This window comes from Bacillus sp. FSL K6-3200 (genome assembly GCF_038630485.1).
In the GTDB taxonomy this organism is placed as follows: domain Bacteria; phylum Bacillota; class Bacilli; order Bacillales; family Bacillaceae; genus Bacillus; species Bacillus safensis.
In genome coordinates, this window is the sequence record NZ_CP152032.1 from 1,691,259 (window position 1) to 1,716,323 (window position 25,065).

At 42.2% G+C, this 25,065-nt stretch carries 25 protein-coding genes and 1 riboswitch; of the genes, 21 read left to right on the top strand and 4 right to left on the bottom strand.

The window, feature by feature from the left end; genetic code table 11:
* Positions 1-48: 48 nt before the first annotated feature.
* Entirely contained in the window at positions 49-1,086 is a 1,038-nt protein-coding gene (locus tag MHI60_RS08525) for a pectate lyase (RefSeq protein ID WP_240193778.1), read from the bottom strand.
* Between the two features lie 462 nt (positions 1,087-1,548).
* On the opposite strand from MHI60_RS08525, the gene sigY reads away from it, so the two are divergent.
* The 13 genes from sigY (at position 1,549) to MHI60_RS08590 (ending at position 12,837) form a co-directional block, all read left to right on the top strand.
* Complete coding sequence (sigY, locus tag MHI60_RS08530; protein WP_144484018.1) at positions 1,549-2,082, top strand: RNA polymerase sigma factor SigY; 534 nt, start codon at positions 1,549-1,551, stop codon at positions 2,080-2,082.
* Positions 2,079-2,390: a DUF5345 family protein gene (locus tag MHI60_RS08535; RefSeq protein ID WP_144484015.1), complete on the top strand. Its 312-nt coding sequence runs from the start codon at positions 2,079-2,081 to the stop codon at positions 2,388-2,390. Before sigY ends, MHI60_RS08535 begins: the two co-directional genes overlap by 4 nt.
* Complete coding sequence (locus MHI60_RS08540; protein WP_039182469.1) at positions 2,387-2,599, top strand: hypothetical protein; 213 nt, start codon at positions 2,387-2,389, stop codon at positions 2,597-2,599. The genes MHI60_RS08535 and MHI60_RS08540 overlap by 4 nt, the downstream gene beginning before the upstream one ends.
* Before the next feature lie 310 nt (positions 2,600-2,909).
* Entirely contained in the window at positions 2,910-4,280 is a 1,371-nt protein-coding gene (gene gdhA / locus MHI60_RS08545) for an NADP-specific glutamate dehydrogenase (RefSeq protein WP_111291606.1), read from the top strand.
* 84 nt (positions 4,281-4,364) lie between these two features.
* Positions 4,365-4,478 carry a hypothetical protein gene (locus MHI60_RS08550; RefSeq protein WP_223251037.1) on the top strand — a complete coding sequence of 38 codons (114 nt, stop codon included), beginning with the start codon at positions 4,365-4,367 and terminating at the stop codon, positions 4,476-4,478.
* Positions 4,479-4,602: 124 nt separating this feature from the next.
* Positions 4,603-5,994 carry a copper amine oxidase gene (locus tag MHI60_RS08555; protein WP_144484012.1) on the top strand — a complete coding sequence of 464 codons (1,392 nt, stop codon included), beginning with the start codon at positions 4,603-4,605 and terminating at the stop codon, positions 5,992-5,994.
* 59 nt (positions 5,995-6,053) lie between these two features.
* Entirely contained in the window at positions 6,054-6,668 is a 615-nt protein-coding gene (locus MHI60_RS08560; RefSeq protein ID WP_095409884.1) for a class F sortase, read from the top strand.
* Positions 6,669-6,905: 237 nt separating this feature from the next.
* Positions 6,906-8,849, top strand: coding sequence for a BglG family transcription antiterminator (locus MHI60_RS08565; RefSeq protein ID WP_144484009.1), 1,944 nt, complete (start codon positions 6,906-6,908; stop codon positions 8,847-8,849).
* Positions 8,850-8,971: 122 nt separating this feature from the next.
* A complete protein-coding gene (locus MHI60_RS08570) occupies positions 8,972-9,277 on the top strand; it encodes a PTS sugar transporter subunit IIB (protein ID WP_024423869.1) in 306 nt (101 codons plus the stop codon).
* 14 nt (positions 9,278-9,291) lie between these two features.
* Positions 9,292-10,641 (top strand): PTS cellobiose transporter subunit IIC, encoded by a 1,350-nt coding sequence (gene celB / locus MHI60_RS08575; protein WP_024423868.1) that lies wholly within the window; start codon positions 9,292-9,294, stop codon positions 10,639-10,641.
* Between the two features lie 26 nt (positions 10,642-10,667).
* Positions 10,668-10,994, top strand: coding sequence for a PTS lactose/cellobiose transporter subunit IIA (locus MHI60_RS08580; RefSeq protein ID WP_144484006.1), 327 nt, complete (start codon positions 10,668-10,670; stop codon positions 10,992-10,994).
* Positions 10,991-12,319, top strand: a complete 1,329-nt coding sequence (locus MHI60_RS08585) for a 6-phospho-beta-glucosidase (RefSeq protein WP_144484003.1) — start codon at positions 10,991-10,993, stop codon at positions 12,317-12,319. Before MHI60_RS08580 ends, MHI60_RS08585 begins: the two co-directional genes overlap by 4 nt.
* 119 nt (positions 12,320-12,438) lie before the next feature.
* A complete protein-coding gene (locus MHI60_RS08590) occupies positions 12,439-12,837 on the top strand; it encodes a hypothetical protein (RefSeq protein ID WP_095410071.1) in 399 nt (132 codons plus the stop codon).
* Positions 12,838-13,153: 316 nt separating this feature from the next.
* On the opposite strand, the gene MHI60_RS08595 is transcribed toward MHI60_RS08590, so the two are convergent.
* Complete coding sequence (locus MHI60_RS08595) at positions 13,154-14,245, bottom strand: branched-chain amino acid aminotransferase (protein ID WP_024426445.1); 1,092 nt, start codon at positions 14,243-14,245, stop codon at positions 13,154-13,156.
* Between the two features lie 368 nt (positions 14,246-14,613).
* On the opposite strand from MHI60_RS08595, the gene MHI60_RS08600 reads away from it, so the two are divergent.
* From MHI60_RS08600 to MHI60_RS08620, 5 genes are all read left to right on the top strand, one after another.
* Positions 14,614-16,041, top strand: coding sequence for a right-handed parallel beta-helix repeat-containing protein (locus MHI60_RS08600; RefSeq protein WP_144484000.1), 1,428 nt, complete (start codon positions 14,614-14,616; stop codon positions 16,039-16,041).
* A gap of 97 nt (positions 16,042-16,138) precedes the next feature.
* A riboswitch (SAM riboswitch) is annotated at positions 16,139-16,248 on the top strand.
* Positions 16,249-16,418: 170 nt separating this feature from the next.
* Positions 16,419-17,537, top strand: a complete 1,119-nt coding sequence (locus MHI60_RS08605; protein WP_144483997.1) for a sugar ABC transporter substrate-binding protein — start codon at positions 16,419-16,421, stop codon at positions 17,535-17,537.
* A gap of 69 nt (positions 17,538-17,606) precedes the next feature.
* Positions 17,607-19,103 (top strand): sugar ABC transporter ATP-binding protein, encoded by a 1,497-nt coding sequence (locus MHI60_RS08610; protein WP_144483994.1) that lies wholly within the window; start codon positions 17,607-17,609, stop codon positions 19,101-19,103.
* Positions 19,100-20,113 carry an ABC transporter permease gene (locus MHI60_RS08615; RefSeq protein WP_144483991.1) on the top strand — a complete coding sequence of 338 codons (1,014 nt, stop codon included), beginning with the start codon at positions 19,100-19,102 and terminating at the stop codon, positions 20,111-20,113. The genes MHI60_RS08610 and MHI60_RS08615 overlap by 4 nt, the downstream gene beginning before the upstream one ends.
* A gap of 93 nt (positions 20,114-20,206) precedes the next feature.
* A complete protein-coding gene (locus MHI60_RS08620) occupies positions 20,207-20,839 on the top strand; it encodes a GTP pyrophosphokinase family protein (RefSeq protein WP_025093809.1) in 633 nt (210 codons plus the stop codon).
* A gap of 44 nt (positions 20,840-20,883) precedes the next feature.
* On the opposite strand, the gene MHI60_RS08625 is transcribed toward MHI60_RS08620, so the two are convergent.
* Both MHI60_RS08625 and MHI60_RS08630 read right to left on the bottom strand, forming a co-directional pair.
* Positions 20,884-21,024 (bottom strand): hypothetical protein, encoded by a 141-nt coding sequence (locus MHI60_RS08625; RefSeq protein ID WP_162860197.1) that lies wholly within the window; start codon positions 21,022-21,024, stop codon positions 20,884-20,886.
* A gap of 19 nt (positions 21,025-21,043) precedes the next feature.
* Positions 21,044-22,129, bottom strand: coding sequence for a Rap family tetratricopeptide repeat protein (locus MHI60_RS08630; protein ID WP_144483988.1), 1,086 nt, complete (start codon positions 22,127-22,129; stop codon positions 21,044-21,046).
* 520 nt (positions 22,130-22,649) lie between these two features.
* Between MHI60_RS08630 and MHI60_RS08635 the strand changes: the two genes are divergently transcribed.
* The 3 genes from MHI60_RS08635 (at position 22,650) to MHI60_RS08645 (ending at position 24,854) form a co-directional block, all read left to right on the top strand.
* Positions 22,650-23,414 carry a transporter substrate-binding domain-containing protein gene (locus MHI60_RS08635; RefSeq protein ID WP_144483985.1) on the top strand — a complete coding sequence of 255 codons (765 nt, stop codon included), beginning with the start codon at positions 22,650-22,652 and terminating at the stop codon, positions 23,412-23,414.
* A gap of 70 nt (positions 23,415-23,484) precedes the next feature.
* The gene (locus tag MHI60_RS08640; protein ID WP_095409874.1) at positions 23,485-24,129 is read left to right on the top strand and encodes an amino acid ABC transporter permease; all 645 of its coding nucleotides are present in this window, start codon (positions 23,485-23,487) and stop codon (positions 24,127-24,129) included.
* Entirely contained in the window at positions 24,126-24,854 is a 729-nt protein-coding gene (locus tag MHI60_RS08645; RefSeq protein WP_095409873.1) for an amino acid ABC transporter ATP-binding protein, read from the top strand. The genes MHI60_RS08640 and MHI60_RS08645 overlap by 4 nt, the downstream gene beginning before the upstream one ends.
* The last annotated feature ends 211 nt before the right edge of the window (positions 24,855-25,065 follow it).

Sequence of the window (25,065 nt, forward strand, 5' to 3'; positions counted from 1 at the left end):
ATGACAAGAACGTTCGGACAGGAAATCTCTGCCCGAACGTTTTGTGGTTTAAGGGTTTACTTTCCCAATACCTGCATTTGATATCACTTCTGATTTAACATTGTTCACGTTAAGCAAAGAGTAGTTATAAGGAGGGTTATACGTACCTGTTGAAGACGTTGGCAGACTGCCTGTGCTGTTAATATACGAGTTGTTGATGACATGCCATGTTCCAACTTGACGGCTGTCCCAGCTTCCGATCGCATTTTTGGTGTTTTCAAACACGTTGTGTTCAATTCTCATTTTCGCGCCCATACGTGAGTTAATGGCAGTTGTCAGGATGCCTTTATAATAGTTGTTATAGACATGTCCTTCCCCGAAGCGCATAGACGGTACACGAGAGTTTAGGTTTTCAAAGCGGTTGTTGTGGAACGTAATTTTTCGATTGTAGTTATCGTTATCGGAGCTGCCCATAAGCATTGTTTTCCAGCTGTCATGTACATAGTTCCACGAGAAGGTAATGTAGTCAGAGTCATTTTTCACATCAAATAAACCATCGTAGTCATCTTTCCCAGAATTCAATGTGTTGTACAGTTCATTATGATCGACCCATATGTTTTTAGAACCGCCTTCAATCCCGATGGCATCTTTGTCACCGATTTTGCTGTGGTGGATTTTCAAGTTGCGGATGATGATGTTATTGGCACGCCATACTTTAATGCCAATGCCATTAAATTCGCCGTTCGTCCCTTTACCGACAATCGAGACATTATTCGTATCTTTCACATCGATTTTATTGGCTGATGTATTAGAGGGGGTAATCGTCCCGTCGACAACAATTTTTAATTTTTCGTTTGTTCCTTTATTTTTGAGGGCAGCCAATAATTCATTTCCAGTTTTGACTGTCACAGTTTTACCGCCTTCACCGCCTGTTGTGCCGCCATTTAATGTGGAGAAGCCTTGTTGATTAAAGTTGGCCATAATAGAAGGGCTTTCTGGGAATTTGGCTGCTGCCTTTGCCTCCCCGTTTGGTGCAAATAATGAAGTGACGAGACCGACAGCTAACACGCCGGCTAACATTGGAACTTTTCTCTTCAAATTCAACATCTCCATTCTATTTTGTTTTTAATGAAAACGTTTCCAAAATAAGCTGTGATTCAACCAATCCTCCTTTCTTCACAAGCATCGCCTCATTTGGAATGTAGGAAGAGCATAGCATGCAAAAAGGTATCATCGGCTAAGAATAGAAGGAGCGTATTCCATGATTTTCTAGGAAGCTAAGCCAATGATTATTTCATTTTCATCTTCATGAGATAAGGACCATTGACGATAGGTATGAGGATGACATCATGATTATGGAGAGGAGCCTCTCCGTTTGGTAGAAAATCAAGATGATTACGAACGCATCATTTTGTTAGAGAAGAAGGAATGCCATAATCATTACATAAGAAAAAATTGGATATGAAATGAGAATTATAGGAGATATGCTAAAAAATAAGATCTATTTTAAACGATATTGTCATCCGTGTCGTCTCATGAATAAGAGAAGAAAAGAAGGGAGGGGCGTGTTTGGAGCAGACAGAAGAGACATTATTGATTCAGCGGGCAAAACAGGGGGATGATGCCGCGTTTACAGCCCTTTATCGGCATCACTATTCCTTTCTTTACCGATATATGTTGAAGCTGACCCTTCAACAAGAGCTGGCAGAGGAAATCATGCAAGAAACGATGCTGAAAGCATATATGAAACTTTCTTCATTTAGAGGAGATGCCTTATTTTCAACCTGGCTCATTTCGATTGCATCTAGGCAATTTTTAGATCACCAGAAGAAAAGAAAACGTGAACAAATGAGAGAAGGAAAAGCGAATCAGGGGGCCATACGCCGCTTTAAATGGGAAGTTCAGCAAAAGGGGAACACATGGCATGACATGTGGGATGCTTTAAATGAATTAAAGGCTCAGGAGAGAGCACCGATTATTCTGCACTATTATTATGGCTTTACCTATCCAGAAATTGCTTCAATGCTCGGAATGAGAGAAGGCACTGTGAAATCGAGGGTTCATCATGGATTAAAGAAAATTCGAAAGGAGTGGGATTTATGAAGGAAGATCGTTTGACCGAACGTTTAAAAGAAGAGCTGCGGCAGCTAGACGAACAAATTGAAGTGGAAAAGCCAAGTGAGCAGGCTGTCATGATGATACTGAAACAGGCGAAGGAACAAGAGAAAAGGCGTTTTAAACAAGAAGTACTGGCATACATTCTGATCAGTTTGACCATTCTGGCACTCTTTGCAGCTGCCATTACCCATTTGCCTATCATCTTCATTCTTCTCCAAATAGTGAGCGTACCCATCTGCTTTATTGTTGGCTACAAGGAATATCAACATATCAAAGGAGGGTCTTCCTTATGAGTCAGACGGAAATGATCATCTTATTGTGCGTCTTGCCGTTATTGTTTGCACAGGGCTTTCTTTTATTTATGGATGCAAAGAAAAGAGGGCGTTACAAATGGTTCTGGGGCATTGTCGGTCTCATTAACTTTCCATCGTCTTCTATTTTATATTGGCTTTGTGTTGTGTTACCTGATCGAAAAAGAGGCGGAAAGCTCCGAAAAGATTGAGTGTATCCGATCAAACTTTTGACCCTTTTTTCAATGGAAAACCAGCTAGAAATTCAGCATGATTCATGTATTTGTCAAAGAAAACGGGACGAGAAATATCCGTGTGTTCATTTCTAGCACATAAGTCATTCCTTGAGCGCTTCTTTTTAAGACAATCGCTGCGGCTGCTTGATCTATCTCAATTCGGCATCATTTTCATCTGTTATCAATATTGATCAGATTTTACAATTGGTGTTAAATTAATCTCAATATGCGTTAGAAAATCTAACAATTAAATGTGTGGAGATATCTACAAGGAGGCAGATGCGACATGTTGACCTTAGATCGAGCAGCACAAACAGCACAAAGCTACATCCACCGTGTGTTAGAAGAGGTGGAAAAACGAAATCCCGGCGAGGAGGAATTCCAGCAAGCCGTAAAAGAAATTCTAGAATCACTCGTCCCAGTCTTTGCGAAGCACCCAGAGTATGAAAAACAGGGCATTTTAGAACGACTCATTGAGCCTGAGCGATTGGTGGTATTTCGAGTGCCATGGGTAGACGATGAGGGAAAAGTACAAGTTAATCGAGGGTTTAGGGTTCAATTCAATAGTGCCATCGGTCCTTATAAAGGAGGCATTCGTTTTCATCCAACCGTCAATGCAAGCATTATCAAGTTTTTAGGGTTTGAACAAATCTTTAAAAACGCACTGACTGGTATGCCGATTGGCGGAGGGAAAGGCGGATCGGATTTTGACCCTAAAGGGAAGTCCGATGGAGAAATCATGCGTTTCGTTCAAAGCTTTATGAGTGAACTCGGCCGGTATATTGGACCTGATCAAGATGTGCCAGCAGGTGATATTGGTGTAGGAGCACGCGAAATTGGCTATATGTTCGGACAGTACAAGAAAATGCGTGGTGCTTATGAAGCGGGTGTACTCACGGGGAAAAGCCCTGGATTCGGAGGAAGCTTAGCGAGAAAAGAGGCGACAGGTTACGGACTGGTGTACTTCATGGAGGAAATGCTGAAAGCACATGGGCTCCAATTTGAAGGGCGTTCAGTTGTTGTATCGGGCTCAGGAAATGTGTCTATTTATGCAATGGAAAAGGTAATCGAATTAGGTGGTAAGGTTGTGGCTTGCAGTGATTCAAGCGGAGCGATTTATGATCCTCAAGGGATTGCACTTGAGACCATCAAGCAGCTGAAGGAAGTCGAGAATCAGCGGATTGGGGCATACATAGACATTCATCCGCATGCTGAATTAATTGAAGATTGCGAACAAATTTGGTCCGTTCCTTGTGATATTGCGCTGCCATGTGCAACACAAAATGAAATATCAGAGGCGCATGCACAGCAGCTTGTGGCAAATGGTGTCATCGCTGTAGGAGAAGGAGCCAATATGCCATCCACTCTTAAGGCGGTCAAAGTATTTGAAGAGAATCGTATTTTGTTTGCGCCAGCAAAAGCGGCCAATGCTGGAGGAGTAGGTGTATCAGCACTGGAAATGGCACAAAACAGTGCAAGAATATCTTGGACATTTGAAGAAGTAGATGCTCAGCTGAAACAGATGATGCAATCTATCTATCGTCAGTGTACAGAGACAGCAGACGAATATGGACACTCAGGGAACATCATGGTTGGAGCAAATATTGCAGGATTTCGCAAAGTGGCAGATGCCATGATCGCACAAGGCGTGATTTAACTCCTGCTCTCCCGCACCTGTTTATTTCATGACAAGATGGGGAATCGTCCTTTAAGAATGACAATAAGGAGGCGCGGGAGAAATATGAAAAAATGGCTGAAACAAATTGTCAAATGGGCACCTGTGATTTACCCATTGGTGAGAAAAATATATAAAGAGCGAAAAGCATCTAAACGTCGTAACGTATCAGCCGGATAATCCGGCTTTTTTTTATGCAAACATACAGATCCTGCGTTGTAAGAAAAAATAAAAGAATTGAATGATCCATTTCATCCCTCTCTCCGTTAAGTACATAACAAACGGAAAGAGGAGGAAATAAAAAATGAACATGAAGAAAGCAATGTTAACCATTCCACTGAGCGCAGCGTTACTATTCCCAGCGGCTCATAGCGCAAGTGCACACGAAGGACATATGCATGGGGAGGCGAAGAAGACGTCTTCGTCACAAGAGGTGTCAAATAAAGCAACAGATCTTCGAGCAGCACTAGATCAGCTGTTTTCAGAGCATGCCTATTTAGCAGTGATCACGATGCAAAAAGGAATTGATGGCAGTAAAGACTTCGATCAAGCAGCGGCGGCTTTAAATGACAACACGAATGACTTATCAGATGCAATTGCCTCCGTGTATGGAAAAAAAGCAGGCAAACAATTCAAGGACATTTGGTCAAGTCATATCGGCTACTTTGTTGACTATGTACAAGCCACAGCGAAAAAAGATGATGCAGGTAAAAAGAAAGCGATGAAGCAGCTTGATCAATATCGAATGAAACAAGCCGATATGCTCGATCAAGCAACAGACGGCAGACTAAAAGCAAGTGAGCTTGAAGAAGGTTTGAAGATGCATGTGAATGAACTGCTAAAAGCATTTGACAGCTACACTGAAAAGGATTTTGATACGACCTATGAAACGGTTAGAAAATCCATTCATCATATGTTTGAGGTAGGAAAAGGCGTGTCTTGGGCCATCACAGATCAATTTCCTGGGAAATTTGATAAAAAGTCAGTAGATACACCAGCAGCGGATCTTCGTGAAGATTTAAACTACTTGTTCTCAGAGCATTTGGCACTTGCGGTAGTTGCCATGCAAAAAGGAAATGATGGCAGCAAGGACTTTGAGCAAGCAGCAGCGGCTTTAAATGAAAACACAAATGATTTATCTGATGCGATTGCATCCGTTTATGGTAAGGATGCAGGAAAACAATTCAAAGACATTTGGTCAAGCCATATCGGTTACTTAGTTGATTATGTCAATGCGGATGCATCAGGGGATGATCAAGCAAAAGAAAAGGCTGTCAAAGATTTAGATGCGTATCGAATGAAGCAAGCGAAATTCCTAGATCAAGCAACAGATGGACGTTTAAAGGCAGCTGATTTGGAGGCTGGTTTGAAAACACATATTGATGAGCTGATCAAAACATATACGTCTTATCATAATGGCGAATATGATCAGCTTTATCCGACAGTGAGAGAGGCTTACGGTCATATGTTCATGGTTGGACAGGATGTCGCAGCAGCAATTGTTGATCAGCATCCCGAGCTGTTCAAATCCAACATGCCTAATGAAATGCCGAAAACAGGTATGGGAGGCACAGCCGGTCCTTTAGGCATGTCCTATGAAGCATTTGCGGGAATGATCGCAAGTTTGATCCTAGCAGGCGGCGTGGCAGGTGCATTCTTCCTCATTCGCCGTAAGGCATCAAATTCTAACTCATAAAAACAGGCGGGAACGTGCACAATCGTGCCGTTCCTTTCTTCAAAAGGAGGCCGGCTTAGATGAAGAATTGGCTGTTCAGTATTCTTTCGCTTTTCATCATCACAGGCTGTTCATCCCAGGCAATGGATGAATCGTCATCCTCAAAAAACATACCAGCTTCTAATGAAATGACTACAAGTCAAGCTGAGAAACAGAGCCACTCACACGATACATTAAAAGATGAGCCCTCTGGTATTGTCCCAGCTGAAATTGCCATTCCTGCGATTGATGTCAAAGCAAAGGTGGAGAAAACAGCTTTATCAAAGGATGGCAGTATGGGTGTCCCTCAAGATACAGACAATACGGCTTGGTTTGAAGATGGTCCAAAGCCAGGAGATAAAGGGAATGCCGTTATGAATGGCCATGTAGATAATAAATGGGGTCCATCTGTTTTTTACCGATTAAAGGAGCTAGAAAAGGGAGACAAGGTGATCGTCACGTCCTCATCAGGAAAAAAGCGAACCTTTGAAGTCATAAAAGTAAGAAGCTATCCGCGTAAAGAGAAGCCCAATGCGTTTTTTGGATACGCCTTTACACGGAATCTCAATTTAATCACTTGTACAGGGACATTTGATCATGCAGCAGGTACGCATGAAAAAAGATTGGTTGTCTTTACGCAGCAGGTCTCCTCATAAAGAAGGCGGATACACGAAGGTGTACGCCTTTTTTTCATGGTTTTCGCAAGTATCTTCCAAAAAGATTCATAGGACATTAGATATGGTTAGTTGTATAAATAGGGGCATTTGTCATATAAATGAGTTGGCAATTTTTATTTCATTTCAGTAGAATATGAGTAATGAAGAGAACTGCAAGCGTATACAACCTGTCCAGACAAGGCAGATTCTCCATCCCTACATAAGGAGGCCGATCTGATGCTGAGTAAAAGACTGGCGCACATCTTAAGTCAGCTCATGGCAGCTGAGACCCCGCTCACAAGCGCTGCACTTTCTGCCAGTTTACAAGTGACAAGCCGCACCATTCGTACAGACATCAAGGAACTGAACGACCGTCTTGCCCCTTACCAAGCGGCTGTAACAGCTGTTAGAGGAGCTGGCTATGAGCTGTTGATCAACGATGAGAATGCCTTTCGCCGTTTTATGAAGGAGGAGGTCGAGCAGGAAGAGCCGTTTGCTGTGCTGCCAGAGGAGCGTGTTCGGTATATTTTAAAAAGGCTTCTTTTGGCAGAATCCTATGTGAAGCTTGAGGATTTACAGGGGCAGCTGTTTATTAGTAAATCAACGATGAGCAACGATGTGAAATCGGTCAAACGTAAGCTGGAGCCCTTTGATCTGAAGCTGGAAGCGAAGCCGAGCAAAGGCTGCCGGATCAAGGGATCAGAGATGAAAATCCGTTATTGCATGTCAGAGTATTTATTCAATGAACGTCGTTCTTATCAAACGATCCTGAACACAGCGGTCACGATTTTGCCAAAGCATGAACTCGAATTGATTCAGAAAACAATGATTGATTATATCAATGAGGAAGGCATGAATCTATCAGACATTTGCATGAATAATTTAATCGTTCATGTTGCCATTGCCTGCAAACGAATTAGACACGGAAACTATGTATCTGTTCTTCCAGAGGAAATCAACGATATTCCGCGGGCAAAGGAATACAAGGTCGCTAAAAAAATGGTGGAGCGTCTAGAAGGGCTGCTGGATGTCTCATTTCCACAAGAGGAAATCGTCTATATCACCATTCATTTGCTAGGAACAGCCAAAATGGTACAGTCCTTTTCCTCGAGCGGTCAAAAACAAATTGTAGATGATGACACGAGCCGGCTTGTACAGCTCATGCTGAAGGCCATTGATCAAAAATTGCAGCTTGATTTAGCCGGCGATACGGAACTAATGATTGGATTGAGTCTGCACTTAAAGCCTGCGATAAACCGATGTAAATATGGAATGAACTTAAGAAATCCGATGCTTGATGAAATAAAAGCGGGGTATCCCCTTGCTTTTGAAGCGGGGATTATCGCCAGCAGGGTCCTTGAAGAAGAGGAGGGGCTGAGTATTCATGAGAATGAAATCGGATATATGGCGCTTCATTTTGGTGCGGCTTTAGAGCGGAGGAAAATGGAGATCCCGCCGAAGCGGTGTCTCATTGTCTGTGCGTCTGGTGCAGGGAGTGCAAGGCTGCTGCAGGATCGTTTGCGGTCACAATTCGGGTCAAAGCTGACCATTTTAGGAACAGCAGAGCTGTATTCGCTTCCGCATGTCTCTTTGCATGCCCTGGATTTGATTATTTCAACGATCCCAATTCATATGGATTTACCGGTTCCAGTCATTCAAGTGAACACCATTTTGGGAGGCGGTGATTTTTTAAAAATTGAAGAAGCCCTGACGAGTGAAACAAGGGTGACATTGGCCTCTCAATATATGAAAAAGGAATTGGTTTTTACAAAACGCGCCTTTCAAACAAAGGAAGAGGTCATCACCTTTTTAACGCAAAAAGTCATCGATATGGGCTTAGCGCCAGCAGAGCTCTCACCCTCTGTCATGGAAAGGGAAGAGGCTGCCCCTACCTCTTTCGGACATTATACAGCGATCCCGCACCCGATGACGCCGCTGACAGATGAGACGTTTTGGGCGATATGTACATTAGAAAAACCAATCATTTGGGGAGAAAAAAAGGTTCAATTTGTCTGCCTGCTTTGTGTCGAAAAAGAGAATGCCAAAGATTTAAAAGGCATGTACCGTCTGCTTGGGGAGCTTGTGCATAATGTGAAATTCATTCAGCACCTGATCGCCTGTGATACATTTGAAGACATGCTTGATATCATGTATAAAAAGGCACCTTCGTACAAGAACTAACTGTGTGATCTTAACTTTTTCCGCTTCCTAAAGGAAAAAGTATGGGTGTTTATGAAAGCGGTTTCATAATATGATGAATGTGTAAAGAATAGCTTCACACTTTGAAAAGGGGGCGTTTACACATGAACATCTTATTGGTTTGCGCAGCAGGTATGTCCACAAGCTTACTTGTCACAAAAATGGAGAAAAGCGCACAAGAACAAGGAAAAGAATATCGTATTTGGGCAGTATCTGGAGATTCTGCGAAAAATCATATTGATCAAGCCGATGTGCTTTTATTAGGACCTCAGGTTCGATATTTATTACCACAAATGAAAAAGCTCGGAGAAGAAAAAGGAATACCAGTAGACGTAATTAACACCGTGCATTATGGCGTATGTAATGGCGCCGAGGTTTTAAAATCTGCTGAACAGTTAGTGAACGGATAAAGGGGGCGGAGGGGATGAATGGATTCAACCGATTTCTAGAAGAGAAGGTCATGCCGTTTGCAGGGAAGATTGCCGCTCAAAGACATTTACAAGCATTGCGTGACGGAATTGTTTTAACCATGCCTCTCATTATTGTCGGTTCACTGTTTCTCATTTTAGCCAACCTTCCGATCCCAGGATACAGCGATTTTATGGCAAGTATCTTTGGAGCAGAATGGGCCACGAAACTATCCTATCCTGTGAATGCAACCTTTGACATTATGGCACTCGTTGCAACCTTTGGGATTGCTTACAGGCTTGCTGAAAAGTATGCCGTTGATGCACTATCATCTGGTGCGATCGCTGTTGCGGCTTTCCTTTTGGCTACACCATATCAAGTACCTTTCACACCTGAAGGCTCAACAGAAGCTATCCTAGTGGGCGGGGGAATTCCTGTCACACTGATGGGCAGTAAAGGCTTATTTGTTGCCATGATTATTGCCATGCTTTCAACTGAAATTTACCGCTTTATTGTTCAGCGGAACATCGTCATTAAAATGCCTGATGGTGTACCGCCAGCAGTCAGTAAATCGTTTATTGCACTTATTCCAGGTTTTGTGGTCATCACACTGATCTGGGTCGCTAGACTTGTGATTGAGATGACACCTTTTGAGAGTATTCATAATATCATCACGGTCTTAATTGGCACACCACTATCGATTCTTGGTGGCAGCTTAGGCGGCAGTATCGTTGCGATGGGTGTGCAAATGCTCCTCTGGGCATGTGGTATTCACGGAGCTACCATTGTCGGGGGCGTCATGGGGCCAATTTGGCTCGGTGCAATGGATGAGAACCGCCTTGCATTCCAAGCAGGAGAAGTGCTGCCGAATATTTTCACAGCGCAGTTCTTTGAAATCTTCATCAACGTCGGCGGAAGCGGCGCAACGCTTGCTTTGGTGCTGACCATGATCTTACGTGCCAGAAGTAAACAAATGAAACAGCTTGGCCGCCTTGCCATTGGGCCAGCCATCTTTAACATCAACGAACCGATCATTTTTGGAATGCCGATTGTGATGAACCCAATGCTCCTCATTCCGTTTATCCTTACGCCAATCATGATGATCATTACCACATATATCGGAATGAGCACAGGGCTTGTGGCAAAACCGGCAGGGATCGCTGTCCCATGGACCATGCCGCCAATCATTTCAGGCTATCTTGCCACAGGCGGCAAAATCTCTGGTGCTGTCATGCAGCTGATTAACCTTGCGCTGTCATTTGCTCTATACTATCCATTCTTTAGAATGTGGGATAAGCAGAAATTGAAAGAAGAAAGTGAGCTAGAAACAAAAGCATCAACTGATGAAAATGTCGTCAGCATGTAATAGAGGGAACAAGGGGGATGCGGCCGATGGAAATGGAACAAATTGTGTTTCAACTCATCCTGCACGGCGGGAATGGCAGAAGCTCCGCGATGGAGGCCATTACATGTGCAAAACAAGGAAACTTTGATGGGGCGAAGCAAAAATTGCAGGAAGCACAAGACGCGTTAAATGAGGCGCATCACGCACAGACAGAGCTGATCCAAGGAGAAATCAGGGGCGAAAAGACGGATATTAGCCTCTTAATGATTCATGCGCAGGATCATCTTATGAACGCAATGACTGTCAAGGAGCTCGCAGCGGAAATCATCGAGCTCCATGAAAAAATGAAGCAACTCGGAGGTGTCAATTCATGAAAGAAGGAATCAAAATTGTCACAATAGGCGGTGGATCGAGCTATACGCCTGAGCTCGTCGAAGGGTTTATTAAACGATATCATGAATTACCTGTAAAGGAATTATGGCTTGTGGATATTGAAGCGGGTCAGGAAAAGTTAAACATCGTAGGCGCTCTGGCGAAACGTATGGTTGAAAAAGCGGGTCTGCCGATTGAGGTACACCTGACTCTTGATCGCCGGGAAGCCTTGAAGGATGCAGATTTTGTGACGACACAATTTCGTGTAGGACTGCTGGAAGCACGGGCAAAGGATGAAAGAATACCGCTTAAATACGGCGTCATCGGTCAGGAAACGAACGGACCAGGAGGTTTATTTAAAGGCCTTCGGACCATCCCAGTCATTTTAGACATTGTGAAGGATATGGAAGAGCTTTGCCCAGACGCATGGCTTGTGAACTTTACAAATCCAGCGGGCATGGTCACAGAAGCTGTTTTACGCTACACGAATCTAAAAAAAGTGGTTGGTCTATGCAATGTGCCGATTGGGATCAAAATGGGGATTGCCAAGGCGCTTGATGTAGACGTTGAACGCATCGAAGTACAGTTTGCCGGTCTCAACCACATGGTCTATGGATTAGACGTATATTTAGACGGGATCAGCATTATGGATCAAGTGCTTGATGAACTAGGAAATCCGAACAGCCAGTGGTCCATGAGAAACATTGAAGCGAAAAACTGGGAGCCTTCTTTTGTGAAAGGATTAGGGGTCATCCCATGTCCGTATCACCGCTATTACTATAAAACGAAAGATATGCTGGAAGAAGAGCAAAAGGCGGCTCAAGAGAAAGGAACACGAGCAGAGGTTGTACAGCAGGTCGAGCAGGAATTATTTGAGCTCTATAAAGATCCTGATTTGTCGATTAAACCACCGCAGCTCGAAAAAAGAGGCGGGGCATATTACAGCGATGCGGCCTGTAACTTAATCAGCTCCATCTATAATGATAAGCACGACATTCAACCAGTCAATACAGTGAACAGAGGGGCGATTGCCAGCATTCCGGCTGAATCAGCGGTTGAAGTAAACTGTATCATTACGAAGGATGGACCAAAACCAATAGCGACAGGTGATCTGCCTGTAGCTGTGAGAGGGCTCGTTCAACAAATCAAATCATTCGAGCGTGTGGCAGCAGAAGCGGCTGTGACTGGAGATTACGAGACGGCTCTTGTTGCAATGACCATCAACCCGCTCGTTCCATCTGACGAAATTGCAAAGCAAATTTTAGATGAAATGCTTGAAGCACATCGCGAGCATTTACCGCAATTCTTCAAATCAGTCAATGCTTAACACATAATGGCCCCTTTAATGGGGTCATTTTTTATGATTGCCCCATATGGAAACTGGAGAAAGAAGTGTATGATAGAAAAAAACAGCATGTATGGCTTCAAAGAAAGGACTGTTGGAATATGGTTGCAATTGGTTTAATGTTTTACGGGTTTGTCGTACAGCCTGTCATGAGTTATGGTACAGTGATCTTGTTTTTGTATGGCCTTATTGCTTCATTTGTTGGCCTCATTCGGCATAAGGAATATGTGTGGATCTATGTTCTCCGCCTGCTCGTTTGTTTTACCATTCCCGTGACCAATCTGTTGATGTATTTCGCAACGATTGGAGGAGATGCAAGAAAGTTTGATTTCCAGCCGATGCCGCTTGTTTACTATCTTGTCTTTATCCTAGAAATCATCATCATCTTTTTGCCAGAGATCTTTTTACTGATCGAAAAAAAGCGGAGCATCAAAAGGAAACAGTGGATATACGCAGGGGCGATTGTTGGGGTATCGGTCTTGTTTTGGTGCACAATTTGATGGGAAGCAGATTGGTCAACTAAGTCTATTTCGCTTTTTTTTCTGCAACTTCTTTCGTCTGATCTTTACAAATGTAATGGAAAGAGCAAGGATAGAGATTCCAAGAGCCTTAAATAGAAACCGGGTGAGGAACGGTGAATCGTCGAAACCAGTAGCGACGATCATCGACCCGATGCAGATCCCAAAGAACGCTAGTAGATAAGTAAAAAACATACCATCACTCTCCTTATTCATGTGTATTTACCATTATAAGGGATGAAGGAGAGGTGGATAAACAAAAAAGAACCCTTCATGAATGAAAGGTTCTTTTATATGCTTATGCTTGCTTGACGACTGAGTCAACTTCAACTGTCCAGCCGAAGATGTCTGGCTGTGTCCCTTTTTGGATGCCAGTAATGGCTTCGTATAATTTCTTCGATACTTCGCCTGTTTGACCATTTTGGATCACATATGGCTGATCATGATAAATTAATTCTCCTACAGGAGAGATGACGGCTGCCGTTCCAGTCCCGAAAATTTCTTCAAGCTCGCCAGATTGATGTGCTTCAATTAACTCATCAATTGAAATTTTGCGCTCTGTTACTGGAATTCCCCAATGCTTTAACAGCTCAAGCACAGAGTTACGTGTGATGCCTTCTAAAATGCTGCCGTTCAATTCAGGCGTCACGATTTCTCCGTTGATTTTAAAGAAGATATTCATGCTGCCGACTTCTTCAATGTATTTTTTCTCGACCCCATCAAGCCAAAGAACCTGTGAAAATCCTTTCGTTTCAGCAACTTGCTGTGCCTTAAGGCTTGAGGCATAGTTTCCAGCTGTTTTGGCATTTCCTGTTCCACCCTTAACGGCACGGACAAACTCATTTTCAACTGCAATTTTGACCGGATGAATGCCTTCTTTATAGTATGATCCCACTGGAGATAAAATAATGAGCAGTTTATACGTGCTAGACGGTGCAACACCTAAATACGGCTCAGTGGAAATAATGAATGGACGAATATACAAGGAAGTGCCCTCTGCATCAGGTACCCAATCCTTATCAATGCGAATGAGTTCATTTAAGCCCTCTAATACTGTTTCTGTATCAATCTGCGGAATACACAGGCGGTCATTGGATCTGTTTAAGCGTTCCATGTTTTTTTCCGGACGGAATAAGAGAATTTTTTGATCCTCAGAAACATAAGCCTTCAAGCCTTCAAAAACAGATTGACCATAATGGTAGACCATCGAAGCTGGGTCCATTGGAATGGCCTGATAAGGGATAATTCTTGGATCGTACCAGCCTTTATCAACTGAATAATCCATCACAAACATGTGATCTGTGAAGATTTTTCCGAATTCAAGTTGATCAGATTGAGGTTTTGGTTTTTTTGTTGAACTAAGTTCAACGCGGATGGGTTGTTTTGGCATTGTAAATCTCCTTGCTGTTTGATTATTTGAAAATTCTAATAATATGAAATAATTATGATTCTATTCTATACCTTCACAAAATATTAGCAATAGGTTTTCTGTAATTCAGACAAGAAAAATCTGTTAAAGCGCTTTCCTTCTCTCTGCTGTCAGTTTGGCTCATGTCACCCCTTTTTAAAAAAGAAATAAAATCCAAATGCATTATTAACTGATTAATCTGACAATTTAAAAACGAATGGTTTTCCTGTAAGATATTCTTTCAACCATACACCTTTTGACTAGTACATTGCAAGGGACATCGTCATATTTTAATCCTCTTTTTTTTAACCGATAAAGGAAGAAGAGAAGGGAAAGGAGCAAACAACAAGATGAAACGAGCGATACCAGGCATTTTACTCATTTTATTCATGACCGTGATCAGCTTTGGCTGTCAGGCGATGACAGATGAGGCTGGAGCTAAGCAAAGCACAGCCTATTACGTAGCGGTAAACGGAAACGACAAAAACCCGGGAACAAAGCAAAAACCTTTCCGTACGCTGAAAAAAGCGGCAAGTATGGCGAAGGCTGGGGCAACCATTTACATGAGAGGCGGTACATACAAAGAAAAATTGATTGTCCGCCATTCAGGAACAAAGAAAGCGCCCGTTGTCTTTCAAGCTTATGGAAAAGAAAAACCTGTGATTAGCGGGGCTTCCCTTAAAGGAAATCAAGCCGATGGCGGTCTTGTCACGATCGATCAAAAGAGCTACATCACCCTCAAAGGCCTGACTGTAGGACATCTTAAGACGAATAAAGAAGATTTGACACCAGTTGGTATTTTCATCAAAGGAAGCGGCAAAGGCGTCAAATTGCTTAATAACCGAGTGTATGACATTCAGACGAAACATGAAAATGGAAATGCACATGGAATTGCTGTCTATGGGACAAAAGCTCCTGCAGCGATTGAAGACATTGAAATCAAAGGAAATACCGTTGAAAAATTAAAGCTGGGCTTCAGTGAAGCGCTTGTGCTAAATGGAAACGTCAAAAAGTTCCGTGTGACACATAACACGGTCCGGCACACTGATAATATTGGCATTGATTTAATTGGTTATGAGAACGTAGCACCCTCTAAAAAGTATGATCAAGTCAGAAATGGTGTCGTCTCTAGAAACAAAGTATATGAGATTACGAGTGCAGGGAACCCAGCCTATGGCAGCGACATCTCCGCTGGCGGAATTTATGTTGATGGAGGAAAAGACATTGTGATCGATCATAACATCTCACATCACAATGATTTGGGGATTGAAGTCACAAGCGAACATAAAGGAAAAATGGCGGACCGCATCCGCATCGAACACAATCAAGTGTATTTGAACCGTTATACAGGCATTTCTATTGGCGGCTATGATAAGAAGCGGGGCGGTACAACCAATACGACGATTTCACATAATACTTTGTACAAAAATGACACAGCCGGCTTAGAGGGCGGTCAATTGCTGATGCAGTATCAAGCAGTGAACAATCGAATCACGAATAATATCATGACAGCTAGTGCTTCGCATTACTTAGTCGTGAATCTTTATCAAGTGAACCAAAAGAATACCTTCCAGAAAAACGTTTATGATGACCGAAAAGGTGCGAAAGCATCACAGTGGGTATGGCGCGGGAAATGGATGGAAGGCTACAAAACGTATCTCTCTAAAAGCGGTCAAGATAAAGGATCAGCACATCTCAATCCGCAATTTGTGAATGAGAAAAAATATGATTTCCGTCTGAAGAAATCATCACCTGCGAAGAAAATCATCGGAAGCTGATGTTATTTTAAAAATTTTCAAAAAAGTCATTGACATTGATGTGACATCACATTAAAGTAAAGAAGACATTTCAACGAAAACAAATTTCATAACGGATCTCTTATCAAGAGAGGCAGAGGGACTGGCCCTATGACGCCCAGCAACCGTTTCTATTTTAGAAATTGGTGCTAATTCCTGCAAAGCTGTTACAGCTTTGACAGATAAGAGAGGAAGACTTCCCGATACATGTTTCATGCAACGGTGATCAAGCCTCTCTTTCCAAGAGAGGCTTTTTTTCGTCTCTTTTTCGAATCAAATGCCTGTTTTACAGGCGTATTTCCACTTTTTTACCTAGTTTTCCGATGTGAAAAATAAAAACAACTTGAGGAGGAACAGCAATGAAGCGTAAGCATTTTACATCATTTCTTGTCTTATTAACGGCATTAACCGTCCTGTTAACAGGCTGCGGCACCGGATCAAGTGCAGGCTCAAAGGCAAATACGAACGAAAAGGTTTCCTTTGACAATGTACCGAAGCGATTTGCAAAGGGACAGGGGGCAAAAATTAAAGTCATCCGCAAAATTGGAGGAGACGATCATACAGCTCAATTTCTAGCTGGGACCAAGGCAGAAGGGGAAGCACTCGGCTTTACGGTGGATGTCTACACCGCAAATGGAGATACAGCGAAGTTCCATGATGCCATTTCTCAGGCGCTTGAAGAAAATTATGATGGCTTTATCATCTCTCACGGGGACGACGATGCGACAGTCGCTGATGTGAAAAAGATCACAGCGAAAGGCATTCCAGTTGTAGCATTTGATTCGAATCCTAAGCTGAAGAACATCAAAGGGGTCACAGTGACGTCTCAAGATGACGAACAATTAGCAAAAAAATCATTGGATGCACTCGTGTCTGATTTTAAAGGAAAAGCAAATATCGCGTACCTCTGGGTAGATGGATTCCCGCCAATGGTGAGACGAAATAAGGTCTATCAAGAAACGCTTAAACAACATTCAGGGATTAAGGAGCTTGACCGCTTTGGTATTGCCTCCTCTGATACGTCTGTTCAAACGCAAAATGCAGTAGCAGCCATGCTGAATAAGTATCCAAAGGGCAAGCTGGACGCTATTTTCGCCACATGGGATGCCTTTGCCATTGGGGCAGCAAGAGCGTTAAAGGAAGCAGGAAGAACAGAAGTGAAGATTTACGGAATTGATGTGTCAAATGCGGATCTTCAAGAAATGACGGCGAAGGACAGTCCGTGGAAGTACACAGCGGCGGTTGATCCGAAGCTCATCGGCGCAGTCGACGTGAGGATTCTTGCGAAGAAAATAGCTGGTGAGAAAACACCATCTTCCTATGACCTTGAGGCCTCTCTCATCTCGCAAAAGCAGCTTCAACAAGCAGGAAAAGCCATTAACATGGTCAATCTTGCAGACGAAGTGAAGGGATTCGGTTCATCGACTGCTTTTGAGGAAGATTGGATGAAGACCTTGAAGAAGCATTATACAAAATAAGCGACGTGCACTCTCTATCCATAGAGGGTGTTTCGTTTTTCAGATGATATCAAGAGAAGGAGGACACCTATGACAGCGCCGCTTGTTCGTATGAAGAATATTTCAATTGAATTTCCAGGGGTCAAAGCGTTAGATCAAGTGAATTTCACATTAAAAAAAGGGACGGTCCATGCACTGATTGGAGCAAATGGAGCTGGGAAGTCAACGTTAATGAAGGTTCTTTCTGGCGCTCATTCGCACTTCGACGGAACCATCCACATTAATGGCCAGGCGGCATCCATTCAAACCCCAAAGGATGCATCCTCATATGGTGTGCAGACGGTCCATCAAGAAGTGGATACGGCTCTTGTTCCCTACTTAACTGTTGGTGAGAATATGATGATGCATGAGATTGAGAAAAAAACATTTGTCAGCTGGAAAGAGCTGCATCGCAAAGCGGCTCAGCTATTAAAAGAAATGGACATCGACATTTCCACAAAACGACTTGTCAGCGATCTGACCCTTGCCGAAAAACAGATGGTGCTCATTGCCAAGGCCGTTTCCATTAAATGCAGCATTTTAATCTTAGATGAACCAACGGCTCCGCTTAGTCATGCAGAAACAAGCAAATTATTCTCAATGATTAATCGGTTGAAACAGAATGGGACGGGGATCGTGTTTATTTCTCACCGCATGCCTGAAATTTTCACCATCTGTGATGAACTGACTGTGATGCGAAATGGAACGGATGTCGCAGCTCACCTTGTCAAAGACACAAATCCACAGCAGGTCATTGAAGAAATGCTAGGTGCACCATTAGAGGAGCAATTCCCGTCTCGCAGGCCACTGAAAGATGCACCTATTGTGCTTGAAGTGAAAGAGCTAAACGATCAACATAAATTAAACAACATTCACTTTTATGTCAAAAAAGGAGAAATTCTCGGGATCGCAGGACTTGTCGGTGCTGGTAAAACAGAATTGTGCAAAGCCCTTTTCGGTGCCTCAGAAAAAAAGACGGGGACCGTGCAGCTTCATGGTCAAACCATTCGCATCACATCGCCTCATCAAGCGGTGAGAGCTGGAATGGCCCTTGTGCCGGAAGAGCGGAGAAAAGAAGGGATTCTGACCGAAGAGAGCGTGGGGTGGAACTTAACGGCTGCAAGTCTTCATTCATTTTCACGGATATTCAGCTTCTTACATCGTTCGAAGGAAAAGCGGGAAGCAGACGAAATCGTCAAACGGCTGGGTGTCAAAACGCCGTCTCTTGAAGCAAAGGTGAAGGATCTATCTGGTGGAAATCAGCAGAAGGTTGCTATCGGAAAATGGCTGCTGGCTGAGGCAGATGTGTATCTCTTTGACGAACCAACCAAAGGTGTAGACGTTGGAGCGAAAAAAGATATTTTCACTTTGATTGCAGAGCTTGCCGCCCGCGGAAAATCTGTCATTTATGCGTCGAGTGAGCTGTCAGAAATTGCAGGTATCGCTGACCGAGTATACGTGTTATATGATGGCAGCATTGCCCGGGAAATGACCGCACCGACGACAGAAGAGGAGCTTTTATATCATTCAACAGGAGGACAATCATGAGCGAACAACAAATTCCAGCCCCTGTGCAGCAAGTCAAAAAACAGCGGCCATCCTTTCATCTATTTGATTTCTTTTATCGATATGGGACGATTTTAACCATTGTCGTGTTGATTGTGGTATTTGCGGCAGCGAATCCAGCGTTTTTGCAATCAGGAAATATCATCAATATTCTACGGTCTATCTCAATTGTGACCATCATTGCGGTGGGCTTAACCATCTCATTGGCAGTAAACGGCTTTGATTTATCAGTCGGATCAGTCGCTACGCTATCAAATGCGATTGTCATTTCTATGTTCGTATGGTTCTCGCAAAACCCACTGATTGCAATCCTCTCTGCACTAGCGGCTTCTATCATTGTTGGTTTGTTAAATGCATGGATGATCGTCAAAATGAAAATTCCAGATATGCTCATGACATTAGCCATGATGTTTATCATTCAAGGGCTGGCTCAAACGTATACGAAAGGGGCGACCATTTCTGAAAATATGGTGCTGCCTGATGGTACGTTCTCAACGGGAACGATTCCTGCCTTTTTCAGCAAAATTGGACAGGTGCCATATATCATTCTTATTATGGCTGCCATTGTACTATTTGCGCATGTTTTCATGACCTACACAAAGCACGGCCGATTCATGTACATCATCGGTGGGAATAAGGAAGCGGCTCGATTATCTGGCATTCATGTGAACAAATATAAAATTGCGGCCTATTTGCTTTCTGCGTTATTTGCAGCGATCGGCGGTATCGTGCTCGCATCAAGGGTGATGACAGCAGAAATTAATGCTGGTGCACCATATTTAATGGATGGAGTAGCGGCTGCTTTTATCGGTTTTTCCGTCATGGGAGAAGGTAAGCCAAACGCATTTGGTACTTTTATCGGGGCTGTACTCATCGGGATCTTACAAAATGGGCTTGTGATGATGTCTGTCCCTTATTATGCAATGGATATTGTGAAGGGTTCTGTGCTGGCCCTTGCTCTGGCGCTGACATATTACAAACAACGAGGCTAACTGCGTTTTTTTTAAAACCATTCGAGTCCTCTTTTCGTCTAGTAAACGGAAAGCGGTGCAGCCGCCGCTTCCCAAAAGGAGATGACAAAGAAAATGAATATGTCAGCAACTCATGTAGAAGATTTGAAAAATGTCATGGAAGACTGGAAAAATGAACTATTAGTATATAAATTTGCGTTAGATGAAATGGATACAAAGTTCTCGATTATCAGCCAGGAGTATAATTTAATCCATGGACACAACCCAATAGAGCATACAAAATCACGGATCAAATCGTTTGAAAGCATAGTGAATAAGCTAGCAAGAAAAGGATGCGACATCACGACACAATGTGCCAAGGAGCATATCCATGATATCGCAGGTGTCCGCATCATCTGTTCTTTTATTCAAGATATCTATAACATTATGGATGTATTGAGGCAAAGAGAGGATTTAAAGATTCTTGAAGTGAAGGATTACATTCAACATCCGAAACCAAATGGCTACAGAAGCCTTCATTTAATTGTGGAGATACCTGTTTACTTAACGAATCGCGTGGAGCATGTGAAGGTTGAGATTCAAGTGCGGACCATTGCGATGGATTTTTGGGCAAGTCTAGAGCATAAAATCTATTATAAACTGCAAAACGATGTTCCTCATCAGCTGACCGATGAACTGAAGGAAGCCGCAGATATTGCCCATTACTTAGATGAGAAAATGCAAAATATTAAACGAGAAATTGATTAGCACATAAAAAAGCAGCTGTTTTAATCACAGCTGCTTTTTTCATATTAAGGGTTGGTTCCACGGTCCCTCTTTTGAATGATATCTTGAGATTGTGCAGATTGACTGTCTTTTTGAATGGAAGTACCAACAGAAACACCTGTTATTAAGAGCGTTAAAATCGCACTTGTGATGAGCCATTTCTTCATCATACATCACTCCATTTTCTTAACAAGTTTTTAAGGACAACGCCTTGTTTCTAAAATAAGAGGATTCTTCATGAAGCCCAAGATCCAATAAGTAAGCTGCTGCATCCTGACAAATAGCTTCAAGATCGACAAGGAAATTCATCGATTCTAATTGATCACAATAAGCCTTGATTTGCTCAATCATGTTGTCTGGCTGAATCATAAGTGTTTCTAAAATGGATAATTTAAGTGAAATGTTTCGTTGTTTTAAATTTTCTGCTTTTTGAAGTGAAAGCTGTACATAGTAGTGGAACAAACCAGGCTTTTTCAGCTTAAATAGTGCTTTTGTGTAGGCATACATGGCGAGTAAATAGCCGCCTGGAGAAGAAGTTTCGAATGTCTCTATCATTAAAGCCTTTTCTAGGAGCGGCACAGCTTCACTGTATTCATTTCTTAGACTCTTAATAAATGCTGCATTGCAATAGGCGTGGCCAAGTAAATCTGGATCTTCCATCTGTTCTAGTGAATGAATCACTTCTTCAAACAACGCTTCTGCCTCATCATATTTCGACTGATCCGCATAATTCAAAGCAAGCATCATTTGACAGCTGATTGATTTTTTTACATAACATGGATCTGCGTCGTAAATAGATGAAGCCATCTTTAAGTGGTGGATGGAGAGAAGCGTGGACCTAATATTATAGTAAAGACACCCTGTTTTATAATGAAATTCGGCTTTTTCAATGTCATCATGTACGAGATCTAATTTATCCTCGGCCAATTTTAAATGGTGAAATGCTGTATCCTGATTGCCTCTTCGCATTTCGTACATCCCTTTAAAGAAATAGAAATAATAGCTGAGCATATCATCCGTACGGATGGCATTTTCATCAACAAAAAGACTATGATCTAACGAAGCTGTATCTTCTATTAGATCTTTAAAACGGTACTCTAGCAGTTGATAGTAAAGTAAGACGTCTTGATTTTCTTCCATTCGATCAAATGCTTGAAGAATGTCTTCTTTTAACTGGATGGCACCTTGTATTTCTCTTTTTTTCATCATGACATACCAATCATTGAGCATATTCGCTACATCAACGGACGACAAAACACTTGCTTCTGCCAATTCATATCCTCCTTTCCTCATCTATCAATATCCGTTCTTCTGAATCAACTTTCCATATTCCAGTATCTTCTTATATTTTAAGCTCTCTCTTGCAGTTTGTAAAACATGTTTTTTGATGTAAATTCAACCAGTAGTGAAAGAAATAGGGAGTCATCACCCATTTTGTATACGCTTACATATTTTTAGGTAAAAAGAGGGTTTTGGAAAAAATATATTACAATATCAATAAAGAGAGGGAGGCAGTTATTGATATTGCTTTCATATGCAAGGAAAAAACATCATTTATCAAGGCACTGCCTCGTTTTTTTGTGAGATTATCTCACATTATAATTGTGAATCACTCTTCTTTTAGAATAAAATGAGTTATTCGCAAAAAAGTAAAATTTAAAGAGACTATTGATCTAGAATTGTATGGATCTTTGGTATTGATAAAAAACATCACACACTATAGCTTTAGCGTGGTATAGTAATATTGTTATTGCGAATATTTAGACAAAACTGACAATGGGGGTCGTGTTTTATGAAGAAATCGATGTTATTGATCATGGGACTAATTGTTGTGCTTGTCATGGCAGCCTGTGGATCAAAATCGGACAGTGGTTCGGGAGAAGGCAAAGGCACATATAAAATTGGGATCGATACAACTTATCCGCCATTTGAATTTGAAAAGGGCGGTAAATATGAAGGGATAGACGTTGATTTAATTAATGCAATCGCGAAAGACCAAGGTTTCAAAGTGAAGCTTGAAGCGATGGACTTCTCAGGAATCATTCCAGCGATGCAGGCAGGACAGCTTGATGTTGGAATGGGCGGGATGAGTATTACAGATGAGCGTAAGAAGAAAGTAGATTTCTCAGATCCTTACTTCGACGCTGGGCTGACAGTTGTTGTGAAAAAGGACAGCAGCATCAAATCTATTAATGATTTAAAGGGGAAAAAGCTAGCTGTTAAAAACGGGACGACTGGTGCAAAGTTCGCATCTGATAACGCAGATAAATATGGGTATGAAGTCGTTCAATTTAATGACAGTCCATCTATGTTCCAGGAAGTATCAAACGGAAATGCAGATGCTTTAATTGAGGATTATCCTGTCATTACGTATGCGATCGCACAACAAGATTTAAAATTGAAAACAGTTGGAGACCGCTTGAATGGAGACCAGTATGGTATCTCTGTCATGAAGGGGAAAAACCAAGACCTATTGAAGAAGATCAATAAAGGCCTTAAGAACCTAAAGAAAAACGGTGAATATGACAAAATTATTGATAAATATTTGAAGTCATAACACAAGCGAGGCGCGCTCCGAGCGCGCTTTCTTTATGTGTCAGCCGTATGTGAATTAGGGAGGGAGAAACATGGATACAATTATTAATGCATTTCCGTATTTAATGGATGGTTTGCAAACCACTTTATATATCTTTGTTGTTGCCATCATTTTAGGGTTTATCATCGGTTTAATTGTGGCATTATTCCGTTTGTCACCATTTAAAATCTTAAATTTCATCGCACTCATCTTTGTGAATGCCATTCGAGGCACACCATTTATCGTACAGCTATTCTTCATTTATTTTGGTTTGAATACACTTGAATTCATTTCGCTTGATCGAGTACCCGCAGGGATTATTACAGTAGCAATTAATGCAGGGGCTTATTTCTCAGAAATTATTCGTGCAGGGATTCAGTCTATTGATAAAGGACAAACAGAAGCTGCGCGCTCTTTAGGCTTTACAGGGGGGCAAAACATGCGCTTTATCGTCCTTCCGCAGGCATTCCGCCGCATGCTCCCAGCTATTACAAACCAGGCCATCATCAGCTTGAAGGATACATCTCTCTTATCTATTATCGGAATTGCCGATATTATGCAGCGAGGACAAGTTCAAGCATCGGCTACATTTGATCCTTTGAATGTCTGGCTCATTGTCGGTGTCATTTATTTCGTGATCATTTATTTACTTTCTCTACTGGCTAGCTACGCAGAAAGGAGATTTGATATCAAATGAGTATGATTACGGTGAAAAACTTAAAGAAATCCTTTGGCGATCACGAAGTGTTAAAGGATATAAATGCAGTCATCGAGGAAAAGGAAGTAGTGTGTGTCATTGGTCCTTCTGGATCAGGGAAAAGCACGTTTCTAAGATGCCTCAATAAATTAGAAGATATCACGGCTGGAGAAGTCATTGTCCACGGACATACGATTACTGATCCAAAAGTGAATATTAATAAAGTACGACAAGAAGTAGGCATGGTGTTTCAGCACTTTAATTTATTCCCTCATAAAACCGTTTTAGAAAACATCACAATTGCACCGATAAAGGTAAAAGGCATCGAGAAGAAGGCAGCAATCGAAAAAGCGTTAGACTTGCTTGAAAAAGTCGGCTTAAAAGACAAAGCCCAAAGCTATCCTAACCAATTATCTGGTGGGCAAAAACAGCGTGTCGCCATTGCGAGAGCGTTGGCAATGGATCCGAAAGTACTATTATTCGATGAGCCGACATCAGCTCTTGATCCTGAGGTCGTAGGGGATGTATTAGCTGTAATGAAACAATTAGCTGTCGAAGGTATGACAATGATTGTGGTCACACATGAAATGGGCTTTGCAAGAGAGGTGGGAGACCGTGTCATCTTTATGGATGGCGGATATATTGTCGAGGAAGACAAACCAGAAGCTCTCTTTGGAAACCCGCAGCATGAGCGTACAAAATCATTTCTTAGTAAGGTGTTATAAAAAAGAGTAAGGGCATGTATATGCTCTTACTCTCAGCGTGTAGACAAACCCTCGCATTCGTTGTCAGTCCTGCGCTCCGGTGCTCACGAATGTCAAATTCGCTCCGCTCCGATGCTCGTCCTTCCTAGACTGCAAAGGTTTTCTATCACGCTGAAAAGAAGACAAAGGGCTAAAATAAAGATCATTTTAGCCCTTTGTCAACAATCTTAGA

Bases quoted from the DNA above. Each gene is read 5' to 3' on its own strand.
- MHI60_RS08580 (WP_144484006.1), top strand. From the start codon at position 10,668: ATGGAAATGGAACAAATTGTGTTTCAACTCATCCTGCACGGCGGGAAT.
- MHI60_RS08600 (WP_144484000.1), top strand. From the start codon at position 14,614: ATGAAACGAGCGATACCAGGCATTTTACTCATTTTATTCATGACCGTG.
- MHI60_RS08550 (WP_223251037.1), top strand. From the start codon at position 4,365: ATGAAAAAATGGCTGAAACAAATTGTCAAATGGGCACCTGTGATTTAC.
- MHI60_RS08625 (WP_162860197.1), bottom strand. From the start codon at position 21,024: ATGAAGAAATGGCTCATCACAAGTGCGATTTTAACGCTCTTAATAACA.
- celB (WP_024423868.1), top strand. From the start codon at position 9,292: ATGAATGGATTCAACCGATTTCTAGAAGAGAAGGTCATGCCGTTTGCA.
- MHI60_RS08620 (WP_025093809.1), top strand. From the start codon at position 20,207: ATGAATATGTCAGCAACTCATGTAGAAGATTTGAAAAATGTCATGGAA.
- MHI60_RS08555 (WP_144484012.1), top strand. From the start codon at position 4,603: ATGAACATGAAGAAAGCAATGTTAACCATTCCACTGAGCGCAGCGTTA.
- MHI60_RS08595 (WP_024426445.1), bottom strand. From the start codon at position 14,245: ATGCCAAAACAACCCATCCGCGTTGAACTTAGTTCAACAAAAAAACCA.
- MHI60_RS08635 (WP_144483985.1), top strand. From the start codon at position 22,650: ATGAAGAAATCGATGTTATTGATCATGGGACTAATTGTTGTGCTTGTC.
- MHI60_RS08640 (WP_095409874.1), top strand. From the start codon at position 23,485: ATGGATACAATTATTAATGCATTTCCGTATTTAATGGATGGTTTGCAA.
- MHI60_RS08570 (WP_024423869.1), top strand. From the start codon at position 8,972: ATGAACATCTTATTGGTTTGCGCAGCAGGTATGTCCACAAGCTTACTT.
- MHI60_RS08585 (WP_144484003.1), top strand. From the start codon at position 10,991: ATGAAAGAAGGAATCAAAATTGTCACAATAGGCGGTGGATCGAGCTAT.
- gdhA (WP_111291606.1), top strand. From the start codon at position 2,910: ATGTTGACCTTAGATCGAGCAGCACAAACAGCACAAAGCTACATCCAC.
- MHI60_RS08610 (WP_144483994.1), top strand. From the start codon at position 17,607: ATGACAGCGCCGCTTGTTCGTATGAAGAATATTTCAATTGAATTTCCA.
- MHI60_RS08560 (WP_095409884.1), top strand. From the start codon at position 6,054: ATGAAGAATTGGCTGTTCAGTATTCTTTCGCTTTTCATCATCACAGGC.
- MHI60_RS08615 (WP_144483991.1), top strand. From the start codon at position 19,100: ATGAGCGAACAACAAATTCCAGCCCCTGTGCAGCAAGTCAAAAAACAG.
- MHI60_RS08525 (WP_240193778.1), bottom strand. From the start codon at position 1,086: ATGTTGAATTTGAAGAGAAAAGTTCCAATGTTAGCCGGCGTGTTAGCT.
- MHI60_RS08535 (WP_144484015.1), top strand. From the start codon at position 2,079: ATGAAGGAAGATCGTTTGACCGAACGTTTAAAAGAAGAGCTGCGGCAG.
- MHI60_RS08540 (WP_039182469.1), top strand. From the start codon at position 2,387: ATGAGTCAGACGGAAATGATCATCTTATTGTGCGTCTTGCCGTTATTG.
- MHI60_RS08590 (WP_095410071.1), top strand. From the start codon at position 12,439: ATGGTTGCAATTGGTTTAATGTTTTACGGGTTTGTCGTACAGCCTGTC.
- MHI60_RS08645 (WP_095409873.1), top strand. From the start codon at position 24,126: ATGAGTATGATTACGGTGAAAAACTTAAAGAAATCCTTTGGCGATCAC.
- MHI60_RS08565 (WP_144484009.1), top strand. From the start codon at position 6,906: ATGCTGAGTAAAAGACTGGCGCACATCTTAAGTCAGCTCATGGCAGCT.
- MHI60_RS08605 (WP_144483997.1), top strand. From the start codon at position 16,419: ATGAAGCGTAAGCATTTTACATCATTTCTTGTCTTATTAACGGCATTA.